17 protein-coding genes are annotated in these 19,489 nt (G+C 61.0%); 4 read left to right on the plus strand and 13 right to left on the minus strand.

Translation table 11 applies throughout. The annotated features are described in order from the left end of the window. Nucleotides 1-63: 63 nt before the first annotated feature. Both ASS64_RS13760 and ASS64_RS13765 read left to right on the plus strand, forming a co-directional pair. Complete coding sequence (locus ASS64_RS13760; protein WP_067695710.1) at nt 64-987, plus strand: 1-phosphofructokinase family hexose kinase; 924 nt, start codon at nt 64-66, stop codon at nt 985-987. 104 nt (nt 988-1,091) lie between these two features. Next, nucleotides 1,092-2,168: an NAD(P)-dependent alcohol dehydrogenase gene (locus tag ASS64_RS13765; protein ID WP_067695713.1), complete on the plus strand. Its 1,077-nt coding sequence runs from the start codon at nt 1,092-1,094 to the stop codon at nt 2,166-2,168. 27 nt (nt 2,169-2,195) lie between these two features. Here ASS64_RS13765 and ASS64_RS13770 read toward each other — a convergent pair whose 3' ends face one another. Then, nucleotides 2,196-3,431, minus strand: a complete 1,236-nt coding sequence (locus ASS64_RS13770; protein ID WP_067695716.1) for a hypothetical protein — start codon at nt 3,429-3,431, stop codon at nt 2,196-2,198. A gap of 138 nt (nt 3,432-3,569) precedes the next feature. Here ASS64_RS13770 and lptB point away from each other — a divergent pair, with 138 nt between their 5' ends. Continuing rightward, nucleotides 3,570-4,361, plus strand: a complete 792-nt coding sequence (lptB, locus tag ASS64_RS13775; RefSeq protein ID WP_067695719.1) for an LPS export ABC transporter ATP-binding protein — start codon at nt 3,570-3,572, stop codon at nt 4,359-4,361. Between the two features lie 77 nt (nt 4,362-4,438). On the opposite strand, the gene ASS64_RS13780 is transcribed toward lptB, so the two are convergent. The 3 genes from ASS64_RS13780 to gabT all read right to left on the minus strand — a co-directional run bounded on the left by ASS64_RS13780 (nt 4,439) and on the right by gabT (nt 8,913). Continuing rightward, on the minus strand, nt 4,439-5,017 hold the full coding sequence (locus tag ASS64_RS13780) for a hydrolase (protein ID WP_067695722.1): 579 nt from the start codon (nt 5,015-5,017) through the stop codon (nt 4,439-4,441). Between the two features lie 1,663 nt (nt 5,018-6,680). Next, nucleotides 6,681-7,571, minus strand: coding sequence for an alpha/beta hydrolase (locus ASS64_RS13785; RefSeq protein WP_067695725.1), 891 nt, complete (start codon nt 7,569-7,571; stop codon nt 6,681-6,683). A gap of 28 nt (nt 7,572-7,599) precedes the next feature. Further along, entirely contained in the window at nt 7,600-8,913 is a 1,314-nt protein-coding gene (gabT, locus tag ASS64_RS13790; RefSeq protein ID WP_067695727.1) for a 4-aminobutyrate--2-oxoglutarate transaminase, read from the minus strand. Between the two features lie 185 nt (nt 8,914-9,098). Here gabT and ASS64_RS13795 point away from each other — a divergent pair, with 185 nt between their 5' ends. After that, nucleotides 9,099-10,034 (plus strand): nitronate monooxygenase family protein, encoded by a 936-nt coding sequence (locus tag ASS64_RS13795; RefSeq protein WP_067695730.1) that lies wholly within the window; start codon nt 9,099-9,101, stop codon nt 10,032-10,034. Between the two features lie 56 nt (nt 10,035-10,090). Here the strand turns inward: ASS64_RS13795 and ASS64_RS13800 are convergent, their stop codons facing one another. From ASS64_RS13800 to ASS64_RS13840, 9 genes are all read right to left on the minus strand, one after another. Next, nucleotides 10,091-10,549: a thioesterase family protein gene (locus tag ASS64_RS13800; protein ID WP_067695733.1), complete on the minus strand. Its 459-nt coding sequence runs from the start codon at nt 10,547-10,549 to the stop codon at nt 10,091-10,093. Between the two features lie 2 nt (nt 10,550-10,551). After that, on the minus strand, nt 10,552-11,751 hold the full coding sequence (locus ASS64_RS13805; protein WP_067695736.1) for a M20 aminoacylase family protein: 1,200 nt from the start codon (nt 11,749-11,751) through the stop codon (nt 10,552-10,554). Next, nucleotides 11,741-13,315, minus strand: a complete 1,575-nt coding sequence (locus ASS64_RS13810) for a long-chain-fatty-acid--CoA ligase (protein WP_067695739.1) — start codon at nt 13,313-13,315, stop codon at nt 11,741-11,743. The genes ASS64_RS13805 and ASS64_RS13810 overlap by 11 nt, the downstream gene beginning before the upstream one ends. Further along, complete coding sequence (locus ASS64_RS13815; RefSeq protein WP_067695742.1) at nt 13,315-14,850, minus strand: long-chain fatty acid--CoA ligase; 1,536 nt, start codon at nt 14,848-14,850, stop codon at nt 13,315-13,317. Before ASS64_RS13815 ends, ASS64_RS13810 begins: the two co-directional genes overlap by 1 nt. A gap of 39 nt (nt 14,851-14,889) precedes the next feature. After that, a complete protein-coding gene (locus tag ASS64_RS13820) occupies nt 14,890-16,008 on the minus strand; it encodes a dipeptidase (protein ID WP_067695745.1) in 1,119 nt (372 codons plus the stop codon). A gap of 327 nt (nt 16,009-16,335) precedes the next feature. Further along, nucleotides 16,336-17,244, minus strand: a complete 909-nt coding sequence (locus ASS64_RS13825; protein ID WP_067695747.1) for an alpha/beta hydrolase — start codon at nt 17,242-17,244, stop codon at nt 16,336-16,338. Nucleotides 17,245-17,394: 150 nt separating this feature from the next. Continuing rightward, entirely contained in the window at nt 17,395-18,651 is a 1,257-nt protein-coding gene (locus tag ASS64_RS13830; RefSeq protein WP_067695750.1) for a D-amino acid dehydrogenase, read from the minus strand. A gap of 10 nt (nt 18,652-18,661) precedes the next feature. Then, a complete protein-coding gene (locus ASS64_RS13835; RefSeq protein ID WP_083508383.1) occupies nt 18,662-19,084 on the minus strand; it encodes a MaoC/PaaZ C-terminal domain-containing protein in 423 nt (140 codons plus the stop codon). After that, nucleotides 19,081-19,488, minus strand: a complete 408-nt coding sequence (locus ASS64_RS13840; RefSeq protein WP_067695756.1) for a MaoC family dehydratase N-terminal domain-containing protein — start codon at nt 19,486-19,488, stop codon at nt 19,081-19,083. The genes ASS64_RS13835 and ASS64_RS13840 overlap by 4 nt, the downstream gene beginning before the upstream one ends. Nucleotide 19,489 lies beyond the last annotated feature (1 nt).

The following is a 19,489-nucleotide window of genomic DNA, read 5'->3' on the forward strand; positions in this document are numbered from 1 at the left end:
TATCCGCCGGCGGACTGAGGCATGGGAGGTGCATGACATATCCTCCCCCAAGGAGTTGACGACATGCTGAGCATCGCGACCCTAACGCTTAATCCAACTATCGACGTCGCCTACTCCGTTCCGCGCCTGAGCCACACCGACAAGGTGCGCATTCCGCCGCAATTGGCGGATCCCGGCGGCGGGGGTATCAATGTTGCGCGCGTATTCGTCCGCATGGGCGGCAACGCGCGCTGTGTCTACCTGTCCGGCGGATCGACCGGTATCGCGCTGGACGCGCTGCTCGACATCCACCAGCTGGTCCGCGAACGCATCGTCGTGCGCGGTGAAACCCGTATCAGCACGACCATACTCGAAGAGGAAACCGGACACGAGTATCGCTTGGTGCCTTCGGGCCCCGAGGTGCGAGAAGTCGAATGGCAGGGTTGTCTCGACAGGCTGGACCAGATCTCCAGCGATTTCCTGGTCATGAGCGGATCGCTGCCGCATGGCGTACCGACCGACTTCTATGCTCGCGCTGCAGCCGCGGCCAACAAAAGGGGTATTCGTACAGTACTGGATTCATCCGGGGAGGCGCTCTCGGCCGGGCTCGAGGCCGGAGGGTTCGAGCTGATCAAGCCCAATCTCAAGGAATTTCAGCAATTGGTCGGCAAAAAGGTCACCGATCCGGATGCGATTGGCGAAGCCGCCATGGACATTGTCCGAAGCGGCGGCGCCAGGCTGGTCGCGGTGACCATGGGCGAATGCGGCGGCATCCTGGCGAGCGAGGCCGGTGTGATCGAACTCGCGGCTCCCCAGGTGGAAACCGCCAGCGCGGTGGGTGCCGGCGACAGTTGTCTGGCGGCAATGATTTACGGGCTCGCGCTGGGCAAGCCGGACGAGGATGCGTTTCGCTTGGGCATCGCGGCAGGTGCGGCCTCGCTCATCACCGCGGGAACCGGGCTCGCCAGGGCGGAGGATATCGAGAAGATATACGGTAAGCCGATCTAGCCCGGCGGGCCGGACCTGAATCACTAAGGCCTTCTGCGTAGTTACCTCGTGCGAGCGGCATCGCATCCTTCGCCTTGTTCTCACAATGGCAATGGAGCGAGCGAATGGCCGAGCTTATGAAAGCCGCAATCTTCGTCGAGCCCGGACGGATCGTCCTGGGTGAGAAACCGATCCCCGATGTCGGCCCGCTGGACGCGCTTATCCGTGTCACCACGACGACGATTTGCGGCACCGATGTGCATATTCTCAAGGGCGAATATCCGGTCGAAAAGGGTCTTACGGTCGGTCACGAGCCCGTCGGCGTAATCGAGAAGCTCGGTTCGGCAGTCACAGGTTATGAGGAGGGCCAGCGGGTCATCGCCGGGGCGATTACGCCGGCGGGTACTTCCTATGCTTCGCTGGGCGGGTGCCATGCCCAATGCGGCGGCCAGGGCAAACATGGCATCAAGGCGATCGGCGGATGGCGCTTCGGCAATACGATAGACGGCGCCCAGGCGGAATACCTGCTCGTCCCCGATGCGATGGCGAACCTCGCGCCGGTACCCGACGGATTGACCGACGAGCAGGTGCTGATGTGTCCCGATATCATGTCCACCGGCTTCAGCGGCGCGGAATCCGGGCGGATCAAGATCGGGGATACCGTCGCCGTATTCGCGCAGGGGCCGATCGGGCTGTGCGCCACGGCTGGCGCGCGCATGATGGGCGCGACGACGATCATTGGCGTAGAGACAGTCCCGGAACGGCAGGCAATGGCCAGAAAGATGGGCGCGACGCATATCGTGGACTTCGCCAAGGTCGATCCGGTCGACGAGATATTGAAGATCACGGACGATCGCGGTGTCGATGTTGCGATCGAGGCGCTGGGGACACAGCAGACCTTCGAAGGTGCCTTGCGGGTGTTGAGGCCCGGGGGGACGCTCTCCTCGCTCGGTGTCTACTCGGACGACCTCACTATCCCGCTAGAGCCGCTTGCAGCAGGGTTGGGCGACCACACGATCCGCACTACGCTCTGTCCGGGCGGCAAGGAAAGGATGCGGCGGCTGATGGACGTCGTGGCATCGGGTCGCGTCGATGCCGGCCCATTGGTGACACATCGTTACCCGCTCGAGTCGATCGAAGACGCCTACGAACTATTCTCGCATCAGCGCGACGGGGTGCTCAAGGTGGCGATCAGGCCTTGAGGTTCGGGCAAGACGCCGGTGGTCGTTTCAAGCCGACGGTGACATGGCGGGTGCGGTCAGCGCGCCTGCTGCCTGCTTCGCGAGCGCGCCCAGTCCGAAGACCATGGCGAGCAGCCAAATCAGCGCTCCCGCGACCGGGATCAGGGTGAGAAGGAAAACCGCAATCACTCCGAGCAGCGGCCAGATTATGCGCGCGAAGAGCGTGTCGGGCGGATCGGAAGTTCCGGTAGTCACCCTGCGTAAGCTCATCCCGACGAAGTAGGCCGTGACGGCAAGCGCAATCGGAGTGAGCGCCACCGAGATGGCAATCAGCAGCACGGCAAGAGGTGCGGCGACAACCGTAACTACGAGCGCCACCACGAGCAGCGGCACGATCAGCGCGTAGAGCACGCCGATGCCGAAGCTCTGCCATGGTTTTTCCCGCATCATGGTCGAAGCAGAGCGCATCAGGCCCGGCGCAAAAAAGACCAGCAGCGCCACGAGAATGAAGTAGCTCAGGACGATGGATAGGCCAAAGAGCAGGAACAGCTGGCCAACGCCCTTGCCGATTTCCTCGGCAGTGGATCGATCGGGCATCGGCAAGGCAGCCCTGCGGCCCTCGATAACGGCGCCCGGCTGGATGGTGAGATTTTCACTACGATAGAGGAGATCGCCTCCAATCCGCGCCAGTGGGCCAAGCACGATCGTGTCGCCAGACAGGCGCGCCGTGCCCTGCACTGAGGAGTTCACGAAGATGTCGCCCGCGCCGATCCGCAGGTCCCCGCCCACCGGTGCTTCGAGCCTGACCGAACCACCGGCGAGAACGGCCGACCCGCCGATATCGAAACCCGGCCTCGCCACGATATCGCCTCCACCGACGATGATATCGTCGGTGACCTGCGCGCTACGCAACCGGAGCTCGCCACCCCATGCGATCAGGTCGTGAACGGTCGCGTCGATCACCTCGATCTCCCCGCCGGCCAGGAACAGGTGATCGGCCTGCGCGCCACTGGTCACCACGGTGCCGCCGGCCGCGAACAGATCATCCGTCGTCACTGCCGACACAGCCAGGTTCTCGGCCGAAACGAATACCATGTCCGTTTCTGTCGCCGTGGCGACCGCAGGTTCCTGCGTTTGGCTCTCAGCCTGCCCGAAAGACGGAGATGAGGGTGCGAAGGCCGCGATCATCACCGCCACCGCGCAGGCGAACAGCTTGCTGGGTCTCAATCGTTGGAAAAGCATTCCGATCACCCTCTTCGGCTGGCTTTCAACCTGTTTGGTCATGCGCCGTTGTGACCGATATCCGTAGATAACCGGAGGTCTGCGCCTGGCGTGATCGTTTAGGTTTTTCAGCGCGCTTCGCAGACGAGGATGACGAGCCGAGCGCGAAATCGGAACGCAGGGCAGCGCGAACGGATCGAGATGAAACTCGAAAGAAACACGAGAGCGCCGCGAGCGGAGCCCCGGCCTTCACATGGCGGCGAGCGGCATGGTTCGCCAACCGCTCTCGACATCGTCGACATTCGGAAATCCTTCGGGGCAAGGCAGGTTCTGAACGGTGTATCGCTGACGGTGAAAGGAGGCGAGGTAGTCGGCCTGTTCGGGCGCGATGGCGCGGGCAAGACCGTCACCTTCTATTGCATTCTCGGCCTGGTGAAATGCGATGCCGGGCGGATAATGCTGCACGATACGGATATCTCCAGGATGCCCTTCTATCGCCGCGCGATGCTGGGCCTGGGATATCTTCCCGAGCAGCCATCGGTTTTTCGCGGCTTGTCGGTCGCCGACAATATCCTGGCCATGCTCGAGATCGTCGAGCCCGATCGACGGATCCGCCGGCAGCGCCTGGACGAGTTGCTCGCGGACCTGGGCATAGAACATTTGCGCGGCGCCAAGGCGACATCCTTGTCGGGCGGCGAAAGGCGACGCTGCGAGGTCGCGCGGGCGCTGGCGCTCGATCCGCTATTCGTCCTGCTGGACGAGCCATTTGCGGGGATCGACCCGCTTACGATCGCGAGCATCAAGAGCATGATACGGGATTTCAAGAAGCGCGGGATCGGCGTGCTGATGACCGACCAGAACGTACCCGAAATGACGGACGTCATCGACAGGGCCTACCTGCTCGATGAGGGCATGACGGTTTTCTCCGGAAGTCCGCAGGAGATGCTGAGCGATCGGCAGGTTATCGCGCGATATCTCGGCCATCACGATTGATGGAGTGCGCTCGCCCTTCCGGACACCTCGTCGGCGAACCGTGGGACCTTGCGATAGTGCGGCGATGCGCGCGCGATTCACATCGTCATGATCGGCGGCGCCTTCTGATCCTCAGGCTCCCGGCTACGCACCTTGTCCACCGCCACCATGTAATTGTGACCGTAGGCCTCGGCGCATTTGGGGCAGGTCGTATAGAAGATGTAGCTCTCCTCGACTTCCTCCCCCTCGTCGGCAAGCTCGCGCGCGAAGGCATCGAGCAGGACAGGAGCCTCCGGATAGGGCGCATCGAACACGCGCGTGCGAAAATGTCCGGACAACGTCACGGTTTCCTCGTCCGGCACCTCGCCATCGACAGCGAAGAGGTGCTCGGCCTCCCGGGACGAAAGGTCGCGGCTGAGGACCAGGAAATGCGGCTCATCAAGCGCGCCTGCATCGGCTATCGCCTCGTGTACGCGACCGAATACCTTATCCATGTCGACCGGCACGTGATCTTGCGAGCGAGTGGTGGCACGGACAAAGCGCTTGTCCTCGAAATGCAGGCTCTGGCGATCCCACCCTTCCGGATGGAAGCGCGGACAGCAGCCGGTGGTGTTGTCGAGCGGGTCGATTTCCGGCGTGGCATTTACGGGCAAGTCTGCTTGCAAAGCGGTTCCCATGGCGGCCTCCTGCTAGCGGGGCCAAGAGGATGCTCCCCGCGTCAGGCTCGCCGGAATAGGGGAAGGTCCGTAGGTGGCTCTACTGGTGCGCGATGTATTGCCGCGGCGAAGCTCGGTGCCGCGAACCGCATCGCAGTCCCGCCAATTCGCCACCCAGATCTCCATCGCGTGTCGCACTTCCCAAGGAAGCCAGCGCGATTCCTCGACCTCTCAGGAACGCTTCGCGCGCCAACACGAACGGGGGGTCCGGTCCGCATTGGAGGCTGTACGGGCCCCTACACCGCGGACCTCGCAAACGCCCGCGCCCATGTCCGGATGGTCACGGATCGGAGAGGCGAGAGAAGAAGAAATGGTACTAAAAGAGGACACACAACGAACTTCACATAGCTAAAATATTGGTACTTTTTGCTTGTTATTCCGCAATGATGTGCGCGATAGACCCCCAACATAGCTGAAAATTGGTTTTCACAATTTCGCATTTCAAAAGGTGGGCTATCGGGTGGGCTCGGTTTTTCGGGTCCCAAATTCTAGCGCTGGCTTTGCATTCAGGATCACACCGCTGCGTTAGCATTGCGCTTTCTTATGCTGGCGCTTGCGAGAACGAGCGAGGTTTGCCTCGCCACTTTCGACGAAATTCGCCATAATGTTTGGACGTTTACACCCGAAGGCATCGAGACAGGGCGAGCGCACCGCATACCCCTCACGCCTGAAGCGCTAGCGGTCGTAAACATCGCGAGGCGTCGTTCTCAGAATGAGTAGTTGTTGTCCGCTCTGCGTGGAAGGCCCACTTCCTATATGGCAATGTCGACCTCCCTGAGAAGAGAACAGTTCCAGCTCGCCCCCACGGATTTCGCACGACATTTCGCGATCGGGCAGAAGAGAAAATGGATGCTGCCTTCGAGATTATAGAATCTGCATTGGGACACCACATAGATACTGGAGTGATTGGTGCTTATCAGCGGTCTGATCGGCTCGAGATGCGACGCAATTTAAGGGAACAGTGAAATGATCTGCTTTTGCCAGAAGTAAAGTAAGAACCTGCGCGACGCTCCAGCGTTTTCGAAATTCTGGGATGTATCACGAAGACATTATATCATAACGGAATCGCAGCGTGATTTAGAGAGCATAATGTCTGGAAGAATACGTGCGGGGCATTTCATCCCTTTGGCACGGCCACTATTTTTTTTCGGCAATTGCGGTGCCTTTATCAGCATATGGAGCGACAACTGAAACGCTCAGGCAGAACTTGAAACCAGCCAAATTATAAATGGTCGGGCCATACCGCGAACGGTTATCCCAGAAACCTGCGAGTTGCCGACAAGGGAGCTATCGAAGGAAGGATCGCGACAGAATCATCGTCGGGCGCATCGCCGGCGAAAGCCTCGAATCAGGTCAGCCCCCCGCGCCGTCGAGAGCCGCTGGGCGAGCGGGTAAACGGTGCCCGCGCCAGACGACGCAGATATCCCATCCCTCGGCGTTAGCGAATGGCTCGTGCGCATAGTCTCTTTCAAACGGTAGGGCATAACGCTCAGAACGATCCCGGCGCGAAACCGGCGGGACGCCACAATGACCCTCGCGCCGGGCTGGCGTCTCGAATTGCATTCCAGCGATCTTGGAAAGGTCGCGAACGAAGGAACCATCACCGAGCGGGCCTGATCGGCGTTCATCGCAGCGGGGCGAAGGGCTGCATCTCGTTGCGACCGCATCCGGTTTCGCGCGGAGGATCGCAATAGACCGATCTCAGACCGCGCGCCACGGACCGTGGGAATGCCATGAACCTATCGGAATCGTTGAACACCATTTCCCGCAACCAGAGGTCGGCATAGCCCCTGGATCGTATTTCCGCGATCAATCGGAGCGTCCGGCTAGATGCGAAGCGGTTCGCTCCGGGAATGCCGATGAACACCCGGGCTTTCGGCGAGGCGTGTCGATGGAAAGAAGCCTGCTCCGCGTCGAAGAGATCCATGCCCTCCGCACCGAGGTCGGGGCTGGCAACGACATACCGGCTGAAAATTTCCGGCTGCCGGAATAGCGAGAGAAGCGCAACGCTTCCGCCATCGAATTCTCCCAGAAGACCCCGGTCCGCCGGATCGGTTCGATACTTCGCATCTATCGCTGGAATCAACTCGTGCGCTAGAAAGCCGAGGTAATCTTCCGCGGCTTCCAGTGTCGGCGCGGCGTCCTCCGCCGCTCCCAATGCCGCCTGACGCCCGGCGCCGGTCCCTGGCCCGTCGATGCCCACGATTATCATCGCAGGCAATTGAGCCGAAGGCAGGGCGACATGGACAGTTTCGCGAACCGTGCCGAAAATGCGCTCCTTGTTCAGAACATAAAGCACCGGATATGCCACGCTGCCGGACCCGTCATAGTCGGGCGGCAAGGCGACGAGAATTTCCTGGGCCCCGCCGAGCGTGCTCGAGTATAAAGAAAACTGTTCGGTGAAAGGGCGCGAAAAATCTGCGGCATTGTCGCCCCCGCTCGCATCCGAAGCCGCCGCCCGGCACGAAGCTGCCGCAAGCAGAGCGACCAGTATAGACCCAATCAGCTTGAGCATCACCGCCCTACCTCCTTCCCGGGACATTTCACCTTCGGTTATCGCTATCGGGCAAGACCGCCAAGTGAACATCGCGGATCGTGGCCATGGCTTCCTTCAAGACATCGTCAGCAAGGGTAAGCGCAGGCATGAGCCGAATGGTATTTCCGTGCATGCCGCACGACAGGAGTATCAACCCGCGCTCGAGTGCGTTCTCGACGAAAAGGCGTGTGGCCCGGGCATCGGGCCGGTGTGGCTTGCCGGGTTCGACGATGTCGAATGCGACCATTGCGCCCAAGCCGCGGATCTCCTCGATGACCGGATGCGGGGCCTCGGCCTTGATGCTTTCCAGGTGGTGCCGCATCTGCGCCCCGAGCATTGAGCTGCGGGCGAGGAGATCCTCATCCGCAATTACGTCCAATACGGCCAGCGCGGCGCGACACGATACAGGGTTTCCTGCGAAGGTTCCGCCCAGGCCGCCCGGACCCGCGGCATCCATCAGGGTGGAGCGACCGATCACCCCGGCCAATGGGAAGCCGCCGCCCAGGCCCTTCGCGACAGTGACCAGATCGGGCTCGATCCCGAAGTGCTCGACAGCGAACATTCGCCCCGTACGCGCAAATCCCGTCTGGATCTCATCTGCGATCATGACGATGCCATGCTTGCTGCACAGATCGCGTATGGCGGCCAGGAAAACCGGGTCGGCGGCGCAGTAGCCACCCTCGCCGAGCACCGGTTCGACGATGATCGCTGCTACGTCGTTCGCGGGGACCTCGACCCTGAAGAGCCGTTCCAGCGCAGCCAAGGCATCGGATGCGTCAATACCGAGGCTCACGGAAGGGAACGGTATGTGAAAGATGTTCGCAGGGAAGGGACCGAAGCCTTCCTTGTAGGGCCTGACCTTTCCGGTTAGCCCAAGGCTGTAGAGGGTGCGCCCATGGAAGCCGCCCATGCAGGCGACCACTCCGGAGCGCCCCGTAGCCGCACGCGCGATCTTGACCGCATTCTCGACGGCCTCGGCCCCAGTGGTCAATAAGAGCGTCTTCGCCTCGCCATCGAACGGTGCGATCGAATTGAGCCTTTCCGCGAGAGCGACATAGGGCTCGTATCCCGTAACCTGGAATGCGGCATGGGTCAGCCTTTCGGTCTGGCCGATGGCCGCATCCATGACGCGCGAATGCCGGTGCCCCGTGTTGAGAACCGCAATCCCGCTTGCGAAATCGATGAAGCGCCGCCCTTCGACATCCCACAATTCGGAATTCTCAGCCCGATCGGCGAAGATCGAATGCGCGGTCGAGATTCCTCGCGGGATACTGGCTTTCCGCCGTGCGGCCAGGCTGGCATTTGTTGCGGCTTCCGACATGCGTGCTCTCTGACCTAATCGCTTCCTGGCATACAGACGCGGTCATCTGGCGCGACCCTAGGAAGCGGAATGCAGCGCCGGCAATCTTCCACTATCCACTGGGGAAAGCCCATCCGCTCGCGTCGTGGGTATCGCAATCTTGCGAATGAACCTCCACTTGCTGTCTCAGGGAAGGGGCGAACGACATGCCCGATCGGACCGACTTTTTCTCGCAACTCAGGCTGCCGGTCATTGCGGCCCCGATGTTCCTGGTTTCCGGGCCCGAACTCGTGATCGCAGCGGGCAAGGCCGGAATCGTCGGGACCTTCCCCGCGTTGAACGGACGCACTTCGGCCGCGTTCGAGGAGATGCTCGTTAAGATCGAACGCGAGCTGGGATCACCGGGGCAGACGGCTCCCGCGCCCTTCGGGGTAAACCTCATCGCGCACAAGACGAATGCCCGTTTGAACGACGATCTTGCGATTTGCGTGAAACATCGGGTTCCCCTGGTCATCACGTCGATTGGTGCCGTCCCGGATCTGGTCGAGCAAGTGCATGGCTATGGCGGCATGGTCTTTCACGATGTCGGCACCGTCGCGCATGCGCGCAAAGCCGCGGCCGCTGGCGTCGATGGGCTGGTCTTGATCTCGGCTGGCGGTGGTGGCCATTCGATGACCATGAACCCCTTTGCCTTCCTTGCCGAAGTGAGGGAGTTCTTCGATGGCTTCATCGTCCTGGCCGGTTGCCTTTCGACGGGCAAAGATATCGCGGCCGCCCGGGTCGCGGGCGCGGATATGGCTTACATGGGAACACGTTTCATCTGCACCAGGGAGAGCATGGCAAACGATGCGTATAAGCAGATGATCGTTGACGCCAGGGCGGACGATGTCGTCCACACGGCCGCTTTTTCAGGCGCACCGGCCATGTTTCTCAAGGAGAGCATCATTCGGGCGGGGCTCGACCCGGAAAACCTGCAGGACCGTGCCCGCGGCGACTTTGGCGAAGCACCCAGGGGGCAGAAGGCTTGGACCGACATACTCGGAGCCGGCCAGGGCGTCGGATCGTGCAACGACACACCCCCCGTGGCTACTTTGGTCGAACGACTTGAAGCCGAGTATCGGCAGGCGGTGAAGCGGGCGTGACCGGATCGGCGGCTTGCGTGGGTTCCGCACGCGCGGACGGTCGGCTGAAAACCGGTTCAGCCTTGCGGCCTCGAGGCGGCAGTATCGAAGACCGAAGCGTCGAAACCGAACCTTGGCATGTCTTGCGCGGTGAATGCAGTCGGCGCTCGACTTGCCGGATCGACCTTTACGAAGGTGCAGAGCGATTTCGCCGAAGTGGCGTCCCCAATGGTGAGAACTTGCTCCAGAACGAGCGATGTTCGACGGATCCGGGAAATCCGCATGCCGATTTCAACGAGCGAGTCCAGGAGCACCTCGCCGGTGAAATCCGCTTCGATCCTCGCCAAGAGGTATGCGGCATCGCCAGGCAAGGAATCCGCGCGAAGGGGAACCGCTAGGCGAGCGTGCTCGAAATAGCGCAGAATGGCGATGTGGTTCACATGGCCGTTGAAATCGATATCCGATACGAGTGGCCTGATCTTCGTCCAGTGCACGTAGTTACGCGAGCACGGCTCGGCCGAATTGTCCGGGTTCATGGCTAGACCGCCTTGGGCAGCATCGCTTCCGCCATGCGTACCCAGATCGACGCCCCGATGGGCAGAAGCCGATCTTCGAAATCGTAGCGAGGGTCGTGAAGCATCCGCGAATCGCCTGAATCGCCGGATCCAAGCCAGAAGTAACACCCGGGGCGCTCTTGAAGCATGGCGGCGAAATCGTCGGACCCCATGACCGCCGGCGCATTGTCGTAGATGTGGGACTGCGGCACGATCTGAGCCGCCACGTCCACGGCACGCTTGGTTTCGGCAGGCGAATTGATGAGGGGGGGATATCGTCGATCGTAGGAAAACGAGCAATCCACCCCCATGGCAGAGCAGATATTTTCTGCCATGTTCCTGAGCTCCCTTTCGATCATGGCCTGGGTCTCGGGGCAATGGGTCCGAACCGTCCCGCGCAGCACGGCTTCGCCGGGCAATGCGTTCCAGGTTTCGCCGGCCTGAAACTGTGTGATGCTCACCACGGCCGAATCGCTGGCCGGCACTTGCCGGCTGACGATAGTCTGCCACGCCGTTGCGACCTGAATCGCAGCCATGATCGTGTCTCGGCAAAGGTGGGGCGTAGCGGCATGTCCCCCCGTGTCTCGAACGATCAACTCGAACATATCCATCGAGGCGAGAAACGCCCCGGGCCGTGTTGCCACGGCTCCGAAGGGGGCGCCCGGCGCATTGTGGATCGCATAGATGGCATCGCAGGGAAACTGAGCGAAAAGCCCCCCGTCAATCATCGCCTGGGCTCCGCCTTCGTTTTCCTCCGCGGGTTGGAAAATGAAGTAGACCGTACCGTCGAACGTTCCGCGCTCTGCAAGATAGCGTGCAGCTGCGATCAGCATCACGCTATGCCCGTCATGCCCGCAGGCATGCATCACACCGTCGTTGCGAGACTGGTGCGGCAAGCCGGTCGCCTCCTGAATCGCCAGGGCATCGAGATCGGCGCGTAACCCGATGCTTGCGTTGCTGGTACCTTTGCGGAGCACTCCCACCACGCCGGTTCCACCCAGCCCGGTCGCTGTCTCCACGCCAAAACTGCGCAACTTCTCGGCAACGAATGCGCTGGTATCGTATTCCTTGAATGCCAACTCGGGGTTGGCGTGAAGTGCATGGCGCCATCGCCTGAGTTCATCGTCGACCGCGGCGATTTCCGGAATGATGTTGAAAACGGGCTCGGGCGTGTCAGCTGACATTTCGACTTCGACCTTCCCAGTATGGCGCGCGAAGGTCGTTCTTCAGGACCTTGCCGGTCGCATTGCGGGGCAGCTCGTCGAGAAAAGCGACCTTGCGGGGGATCTTGTAACCGGCCAGCCTGTCGCGACAGAACGAAACCAGATCATCGGGCTCGACGGTTCTGGCAGCTTTCAGCACGACACAGGCAAGCACAGCCTCGCCGAACTTTTCATCGGGCACGCCGACGACGCTGACCTCGGAGATCGCCGGATGCCCGTACAGGGCATTTTCGACCTCTTGGGGATAGACGTTTTCCCCTCCGGATACGATGACGTCGTTCTTGCGGTCTAGCAGGTAGACGTAGCCATCCTCGTCCACGCGGCCAACATCTCCGGTAAACAGCCACTCGCCCCGAAGAGTCGCCTCGGTTGCTTCCGGAAGGTTCCAGTATCCGGCCATAAGCTGCGGCCCCGACGCGACGAGTTCGCCGACGCAACCGGTGTCTTGGGGGTTCCCTTTTTCGTCCACCGTACGAATGTGCGTGCCCATCACCGGCCTGCCGCAGGACCGCAGGATTTCGGGCCGACCATTCAACGCCGCAAGATGGTCGCTGTGGTTCAGCATGGTCAAAGTAGCGGTGGATTCGGTCTGGCCGAACGACTGGTAGAATTCACAGTCGAATATCTCCATCGCCCGGCGCAATGTCTCTTCCGCGATGGGCGATGCTCCGTAGCTGATCTGGACGAGGTCGGGATAATTGCGATCGGCGAGATCGGGCACGTTCACCAGCAGGCTCTGGATCATGGCAGGCACGAAGTTCGCGCCCGCGATACGGTCCTCGGCGAAGGATCTGGCCACTGCGTGGGGATCGAAATCCTCGTGGATCACCAGCGAGGCACCAATACCGATAACCCCGCCGACCATTATGGCCCCTGCCGCATGGTAGAGCGGAGTGCAGATAAGCACGCGCATGCCGCGTTTGCCCGGAGTCTCGACCGATGAGCGATTCTGCACGAGATTGGCCATGACCGAACGCTGGTGGATGACGGCGCCCTTGGGGCGTCCCGTGGTTCCACTGGTATACATCTGATACAGTGGAGGGTCGCCGACCGGGTCTACGCTTGGCGGAACCGTCGGCTGTTCTTCGATGAAAGAGTCATAGTCGATCCAATCGTCCGTTTGCCCGCCGATAGCGACAAATGTTTCGACGCGGGGGATTTCGGTCCGGATTTCGTCGAGCAAAGCGCAGTAATCGCCCTGGGCCAGGACCAGCACGGCTTCGCAGTCATCGATGACGAATGCCAGCTCGGCCGCCGCCAGGCGGTAGTTGAGCGGCACGAGTACCAGCCCTGCTTTCGACGCAGCGATGAACGCGATGACCATGTCAGAAGAGTTTTTCGATAGATATGCAAACCGATCGCCCGGGCCGAGTCCGGTTGCCAGAAGCGCATTGGCGAGCCGGTTGGCGCGCTCGAACGCGTGGCCGTAGGTCCAGCTTTCATCCTTGAATACGGCGAATTCGCCCGCAGGGTTCACGCGGGCGTAATAGTCGAAATAGTCATGGTAGAGCAGGTCGTGCTGCATTAGTCGGCCACCTCTCGCTGGTTCGCGAAGTAGTCTTCGTAGATTTGTTTGAGCTCCGATTTCAGGACCTTGCCCGCCGCGTTTACGGGAAGCGAACCCGAAGCGAAGCAGATGCCCTTGGGCAATTTGTAGCCAGCGATGATGTTGCGGCAGTGATCGATGAGAGCGGCCTGATCTATTGCCGGCTGGTGCTCGTTCGGGACGACGACGGCCAGTACCGCCTCGCCCCATTTCCGATGTGGTACGCCTATAACCGCGCATTGAGCGACAGCCGGGTGGCTGGTGAGGGCGTTTTCCACCTCGATCGAATACACGTTCTCACCGCCGGTGATGATCATGTCTTTCAATCGATCCACGACGTACAGGAATCCGTCCCGATCAAAGTAGCCGCAATCGCCGGTGTGCATCCAACCGTCCCTCAGCGCAGCGGCGGTTTCGTCGGGTCTGCGCCAATAGCCCTGCATCACATTTGCGCCTCGGACCCGGATTTCGCCGACATCCCCTGCGTCGAGCTCGATGCCCTCCGGCCCGACAACTTGCACGTCCACCCCGTAGGCGGGGCGGCCCGCCGAACGTAGACGGCGGGTCGACGTCAAATGCTCGGCAGGGCTCAGGACAGTAGCCAGGGGAGACAATTCCGTCATTCCATAGCCTTGCACGAACCCAGTCCCGGGCAAGGCTGCCAAGGCATCCTCGAGCAAGCGGGGCGGCATCGGTGAGGTACCGTAGATCAGCCGCTGCAGGCTTTGCGTATCGGTGCACGCGAAAGCGTCATCGTCCAGAACGGACTGAATCATGGTGGGCGCAAGCATTGCATGGGTCACCGCATGTTTCTGAACGGTCGCCAGGAAGTCGCGGGGGTGGAATGTCTGCAGGATCGCATGCGCGCCGCCCATCATCGAGACCGCATAGGTCGAGGCGCCATCCCCGAGATGAAACATCGGCGCCGAGTGCAGATAGACAGTGTCAGCCCGGTAACCGAATTCGAGAGCAGTCGTTAGCGCGTTCGCCATCAGGTTGCGTTCGCTCAGGATAACGCCTTTGGATCGACCGGTAGTTCCTCCGGTATAGAAGATCCCGGCCATCGCATCGTCTTTGCGCCGAAAGGGCGGGCATATGGCCTTTGTTCCGCTCGAACGACAAAGGCTGACGATATCCAGCTTGCGAATTGCCGAGGAGCACTGCTCGATGAGCGACGGAACAATCGAGGCGGAGGAGCAATCGTACAAGACGAAGGTGGGCTGACAATCGTCGAGACAATCGGCCAACTCGGGAACGCTCCACCGGGTATTCAGCGGAACCATGACCGCACCGATCCAGGGCACCGCGAAGTAGAGATCGATGTAGTGATCCGAATTTTGCGAGATTATGGCGATCCGGTCGCCGGGAACCGCACCTGCCTCCCTGAGCCCCGCAGCTATGCAGCGCACATTCCGCGCAAGCTCGCTCCAGCTACGCTTGCGATCGGAGCAAATGGTCGCAGTGGCATCGCCATGCAGTTGTTCCGTACGTGAAAGCAATTGCGTGATCTGCATCGGGCGCCCCTTCGTTCGAGCCGTTCCTTCGTCGCGGGTTCAGCGCCAAACGCTGTCTACCAGGCGCTCGAAATTACCTCCCAGAATCAGTGCGATATCCGCATCGGAATAGCCGCGCCCGATCAGAGCTTCAGCGAGATCGAAGAACTTCAGGGGATGGTCGAATCCCTCGATGTCCACCTTGTCCGAGAGATAATCCGCGGGAAATCCGGCCCTGAACTCGTCATGCGCTGCTTGCGGAAGAGCATCCCAACCAGTCAGCCCGGCGTCGGAACCAATCCCGACATGTTCGACCCCGACAAGCTGGATGACATGGTCGATATGATCGACCAGCTTACCGATGCCAACCGGCTCGGTACCGACGAAGTTCCTGATCCCGGTGATGCCGAACACCCCGCCCTTTGCTGCGAGGCTCACGATGATATCGTCCGATTTGGTGCGCGGATGGTCCGTGATCGCGCGACAGTTGGAATGGGTGATCGCCATCGGCCCATCGCACACTTCGATGGCATCGCGGGTCGTTCGCTCGTTGCAGTGCGATGCGTCGACTAGCATGCCCTTGGCATTCATTTGCGCAATGACTTCGGCGCCGAAGTGGCTCAGCCCACCCTCGCTTCGTTCCAAGCTGCCGGAACCCAGCCGGTTCTGGACATTGTAAGTCAGCATCGAGACCCGAAGGCCGAGATCGTAGAGCAGTTCCACGTCGTCGGCCGTGCGAAAGTGATCGGCGTTCTGCACTCCGAGAATGACGCCGATCTTGCCCTGTCGGCGCGCCTCGGCGATGTCCCCGGGCTTGACGATGCGGGCGAAATGCTCGCCATAACGAGCGAAGAAACCGTTCCAGGCTGCAAGGAAGGCAAGAACGTTTTCGTAGGCGCCGGCCCCCTCGATCGGGAGGTGATGATGGAGGACGTCGATACCCGACAGCTTGAAGCAGCGCAGGGTTGCCGCCGACATCCCGTTTTCGCCGAACATCCAGTGAAACGCGTGCTCGTGCTGCATCGCGATCAGCGTCATCATATCGATCGTCGTCGACGTGCCGACGAGCTCGCGTGCACGCCGGGAATATTCGTCGACCTCACGCGGAAGCGTCCCGAAATCGCCGCCGTCGCGCCCGAATTCCTGCTCCCGAACATCACTTTGCAAAGCGCCAGACATAGACATACCAATTTGTTGCCGTTCTCAGTCATGACGAAGCCGAAGCGGCCTGCCCTAGTGATCGGCGCGCGTTCCGGGGATCGGACCGCAGCATTCTCGCGAGGTCGGGCGGGAGCCGCGCGTGACTTGGGGATTGCGGGACCGACTCTGGTCCGCGCGCGAGTTATTCGCTTCGTTCACGCACGGGCGCGGCGTCCCGGGTAGCCGGCATTCCGCCAGGGGTTCGAACGAAGGAGATTCTGAACGGCCCGCGCCCGGCGATCCACCGCCGATCGTGGGATGGCATGATGTGCGAGCGAGCGAGCGGAGCATTCCCCCGCTACGGCATCATTCGCGCATCTCATCTCGATAAATTGCCGCGACGCCGCCGTTGACGATGAGGGGGACGACGGAGATGTGGTTTTCGCCCTCGAAGACTTCGATCTCAAGGTCCAGAGCATCGTATCGTCGCAGGGCTGCTCCCATACCGAACAGCTCGGCCACTCCCGGACCTTCGTTCGCACCGATCGCCATATAGACCCTCGCCTCGATTGAGTCCTTCTCTGCCCAAAGCCGTCTTTCTTGCTCGGCGAGGAAACCACCTCCCCATGACAGCGCGGGGCTGCCGACGATGTAATTGTCGAACAGCGCGGGATTTTCGAACAAGGTGTAGAGCGCGAACGTGCCGCCGAGCGAGGTGCCCAATATCGTTCGATCGTCGGGCCTGACGCGAAACTCCGCTTCAATCTCGGGAATCAGCTCTTCTTCGAGAAACTCGAGAAATCGGCGTGCCCCGCCACCTTTGTTCTCCGCCGGCTGGGCGCCGAGCAGCTGTTCGACCATGACATTGTAGAAATGCGTCGGATCCGGAGCCGGCCCGTAGTCTCGTGCCCGCAAAGCCCATGTCTTCCGAAAATCTTGCACCGGATAGCCAACGCCCACGACAATGGTCTGCGACCCGTTGGAGGTGGATTCGATACGTCTGACGGCGTCCAGAGCCGTTTCGAAGAATCCATTGGCATCGAGGACATACAGGGTTGCAAAGGATTCCTGCGCCCCTTCCTCATAGGATTCCGGCAGCCCCACATAGATCCGGAACTGGTCATCCACATGTTTCGAATGGCGATCGAACTGGATCGTGCCAGGCCGGGTGGCCTGCTCCAGCTCGGTCGACGGCAGCGACATTTCCTGCGCGAGGGCTGGAGAAGGCCACGCAAGCAAGACGAGTATCGCGATGGAAGCCAGTGTTTCGACCATGGGGCACGACAATGGAAGGTTCTTCATATTTTCGCCCAATCAATCCGCAAGACGCAGCCTATGATTAGACGTTGCGGATAGGTTTTCCCTAGCGCTTCAAGACAGTCCGTCCGGACCGCCCCCGGCAACGCGTCGCTCGGCCAGGGTAGATCATCCATAGCGCATGAGTGTCAGGCCTTCCGGATCGATGCAGGGTTCATCGCCAGCCATCATCGCGGCGACCAGGTTTCCCGAACCGCATGCCATTGTCCAGCCGAGCGTACCATGGCCGGCGTTGATGAAGAGGTTGGGGATCGGTGTTGGGCCGATTATGGGCGGGCCGTCCGGGGTCATCGGGCGCAGCCCGGTCCAGAAGCGACGATCGTCCACCTCGGTGGCGGCGCGCGGGAACAGCTCTTCGAGCGAGCGCCTCAGAGTGCCTTCACGCCCCCGGTGCAGCGTCCGGTCGAAGCCGGAGATTTCTGCCATCCCGCCGACACGAATGCGGTTGCCGAGCCTTGTGATCGCTACCTTGTAGCGATCATCCAGAATAGTCGAGGCCGGTGCGTTTTCGTGGTCTTCCACGGGCACGGTGATAGAATAGCCCTTTACCGGATAGATCGGCAGACGGATGTCGAGAGGTTTCAGCAGCTTCGGGGTGAAGCTGGCAAGAGCGGACAGATACAGATCACCCCTTACCGGCCCTTCGTCGGTATTGACGCAATCAATGCGCCCGTCTCTGCAATCGATCGAGACGACCTGGGTGTCGTAAAGGAATTCGGTGCCCATGTCCGTCAGCCTTGCGGCGAGCTCGCGTGTAAACTTGTGACAGTCGCCGGTTTGGTCGCCGGGGAGCCGCAGTCCCCCGGCGATGGTTCCGATCGCACCCGACAGACCCGGTTCGGCCTCCACACATCCTTGGCGATCGAGCAGCTCGAACTCGACCCCGCATGCACGCAATGCCTCCACGTCCTCTGCGCTGGAGTCCAGCTCGCGCTGTGTACGAAAGAGCTGTAGCGTGCCAAGGGAGCGAAAATCGAAATCGATCGTCAGCTCGCCGCACAGCCTTGCCAGCTCCTCTCGGCTGAAAGCCGCGAGGCGAAGCATTCTGCGCTTGTTGATGGCGTAGTGTTCCGTGGTGCAGTTCTGCAGCATTTCGAGCATCCAGCGCCACATGGCCGGATCGAGCGAAGGACGGACGGCGAGCGGCGAATCCTTCATCAGCATCCATTTGACCACTTTCCTCGGCAAGCCGGGAGTGGCCCAGGGAGATGCATAGCCCGGCGAGATTTCTCCGGCATTGGCATAGCTGGTCTCCAATGCCGGGCCGGATTGCCGGTCGAGGACCGTGACATCGAATCCCGCCTTCTTCAGATAATAGGCCGAGGTTACGCCGACGACACCCGCACCCAGGACTACGACCCGCATCGCTTTCCGCTCAACGCAGGACGACAGCCGCTTCAGCAGTCGCAAGGGTTTCGTCGGCTCCCCGAACTGCGCGAAGCGAAACATGGGCAATACGTTGCTGCCCATCCTGGGAAAGGGCCACCACCGTGGCCTCGCATCTGATCGAGTCCCCCGGCGCGGTTGGAGCGACGAAACGCGTGGTCAGGCTTTTCAGGGCAGCGGCATGGCGCCACGCGGTGATGGCGCGAGCCAGGTAGGCGACGGTCAGCATTCCGTGACCGATCACATCGGTTCGACCTCCTTCGCGCCTCGCGAAGTCGGTGTCGATGTGCAAAGGGTTGTGGTCACCGGAACCGCCCGCATAAAGCGCCAACGTCGTCCGGCTCAAGGGAGGCAATCGAAGAGTCGGCAGGCGGCTTCCCACTTCAGGGCTCGGATCGGATCCCTTCGTCATTCTCGCCCGACCTCCACCAGGAGAATGGTCTGCTCGTTGACGAGCGAACCGGTGGTCGTATCTCGCAAGGTTCTTTTCAGTCTGGCAAACCGCAAGAGCCCTCCCTTGCGCTCGAAGATCCTGTCCAGCTCGGTCGTAATCTCGACCACATCGCCCACACAAAGCGTGCTGTGAAATGCAAACGTCTGTTCCGCGTGGAGCGTACGGCCCGGATCCAGCCCCAGAACCTCTGCTATCTCCATCAGGGGCTGCTCATCCATGCCGATGCAGAAAGCAAAAGCCTCCGGAGTGGGGATGTCGCGAAAACCCGAACGGATCGCCTCCGCACGGTCCCGATGGATGGCACCGCTTTCTCCGATTGCAGTGCAATAGAGCCTGACCTGCGCATGGTCGACTTCGGCCACT

The sequence above is a fragment of the Erythrobacter sp. AP23 genome, assembly GCF_001542855.1.
Taxonomy (GTDB): domain Bacteria; phylum Pseudomonadota; class Alphaproteobacteria; order Sphingomonadales; family Sphingomonadaceae; genus Qipengyuania.

Coding starts and splice junctions, on each gene's coding strand:
- ASS64_RS13805 (WP_067695736.1), bottom strand. CDS start 11,751: ATGTCAGCTGACACGCCCGAGCCCGTTTTCAACATCATTCCGGAAATC.
- ASS64_RS13830 (WP_067695750.1), bottom strand. CDS start 18,651: ATGCGGGTCGTAGTCCTGGGTGCGGGTGTCGTCGGCGTAACCTCGGCC.
- lptB (WP_067695719.1), top strand. CDS start 3,570: ATGAAACTCGAAAGAAACACGAGAGCGCCGCGAGCGGAGCCCCGGCCT.
- ASS64_RS13785 (WP_067695725.1), bottom strand. CDS start 7,571: ATGCTCAAGCTGATTGGGTCTATACTGGTCGCTCTGCTTGCGGCAGCT.
- ASS64_RS13770 (WP_067695716.1), bottom strand. CDS start 3,431: ATGACCAAACAGGTTGAAAGCCAGCCGAAGAGGGTGATCGGAATGCTT.
- gabT (WP_067695727.1), bottom strand. CDS start 8,913: ATGTCGGAAGCCGCAACAAATGCCAGCCTGGCCGCACGGCGGAAAGCC.
- ASS64_RS13780 (WP_067695722.1), bottom strand. CDS start 5,017: ATGGGAACCGCTTTGCAAGCAGACTTGCCCGTAAATGCCACGCCGGAA.
- ASS64_RS13810 (WP_067695739.1), bottom strand. CDS start 13,315: ATGCAGCACGACCTGCTCTACCATGACTATTTCGACTATTACGCCCGC.
- ASS64_RS13835 (WP_083508383.1), bottom strand. CDS start 19,084: ATGACGAAGGGATCCGATCCGAGCCCTGAAGTGGGAAGCCGCCTGCCG.
- ASS64_RS13825 (WP_067695747.1), bottom strand. CDS start 17,244: ATGGTCGAAACACTGGCTTCCATCGCGATACTCGTCTTGCTTGCGTGG.
- ASS64_RS13795 (WP_067695730.1), top strand. CDS start 9,099: ATGCCCGATCGGACCGACTTTTTCTCGCAACTCAGGCTGCCGGTCATT.
- ASS64_RS13820 (WP_067695745.1), bottom strand. CDS start 16,008: ATGTCTGGCGCTTTGCAAAGTGATGTTCGGGAGCAGGAATTCGGGCGC.
- ASS64_RS13760 (WP_067695710.1), top strand. CDS start 64: ATGCTGAGCATCGCGACCCTAACGCTTAATCCAACTATCGACGTCGCC.
- ASS64_RS13800 (WP_067695733.1), bottom strand. CDS start 10,549: ATGAACCCGGACAATTCGGCCGAGCCGTGCTCGCGTAACTACGTGCAC.
- ASS64_RS13815 (WP_067695742.1), bottom strand. CDS start 14,850: ATGCAGATCACGCAATTGCTTTCACGTACGGAACAACTGCATGGCGAT.
- ASS64_RS13765 (WP_067695713.1), top strand. CDS start 1,092: ATGGCCGAGCTTATGAAAGCCGCAATCTTCGTCGAGCCCGGACGGATC.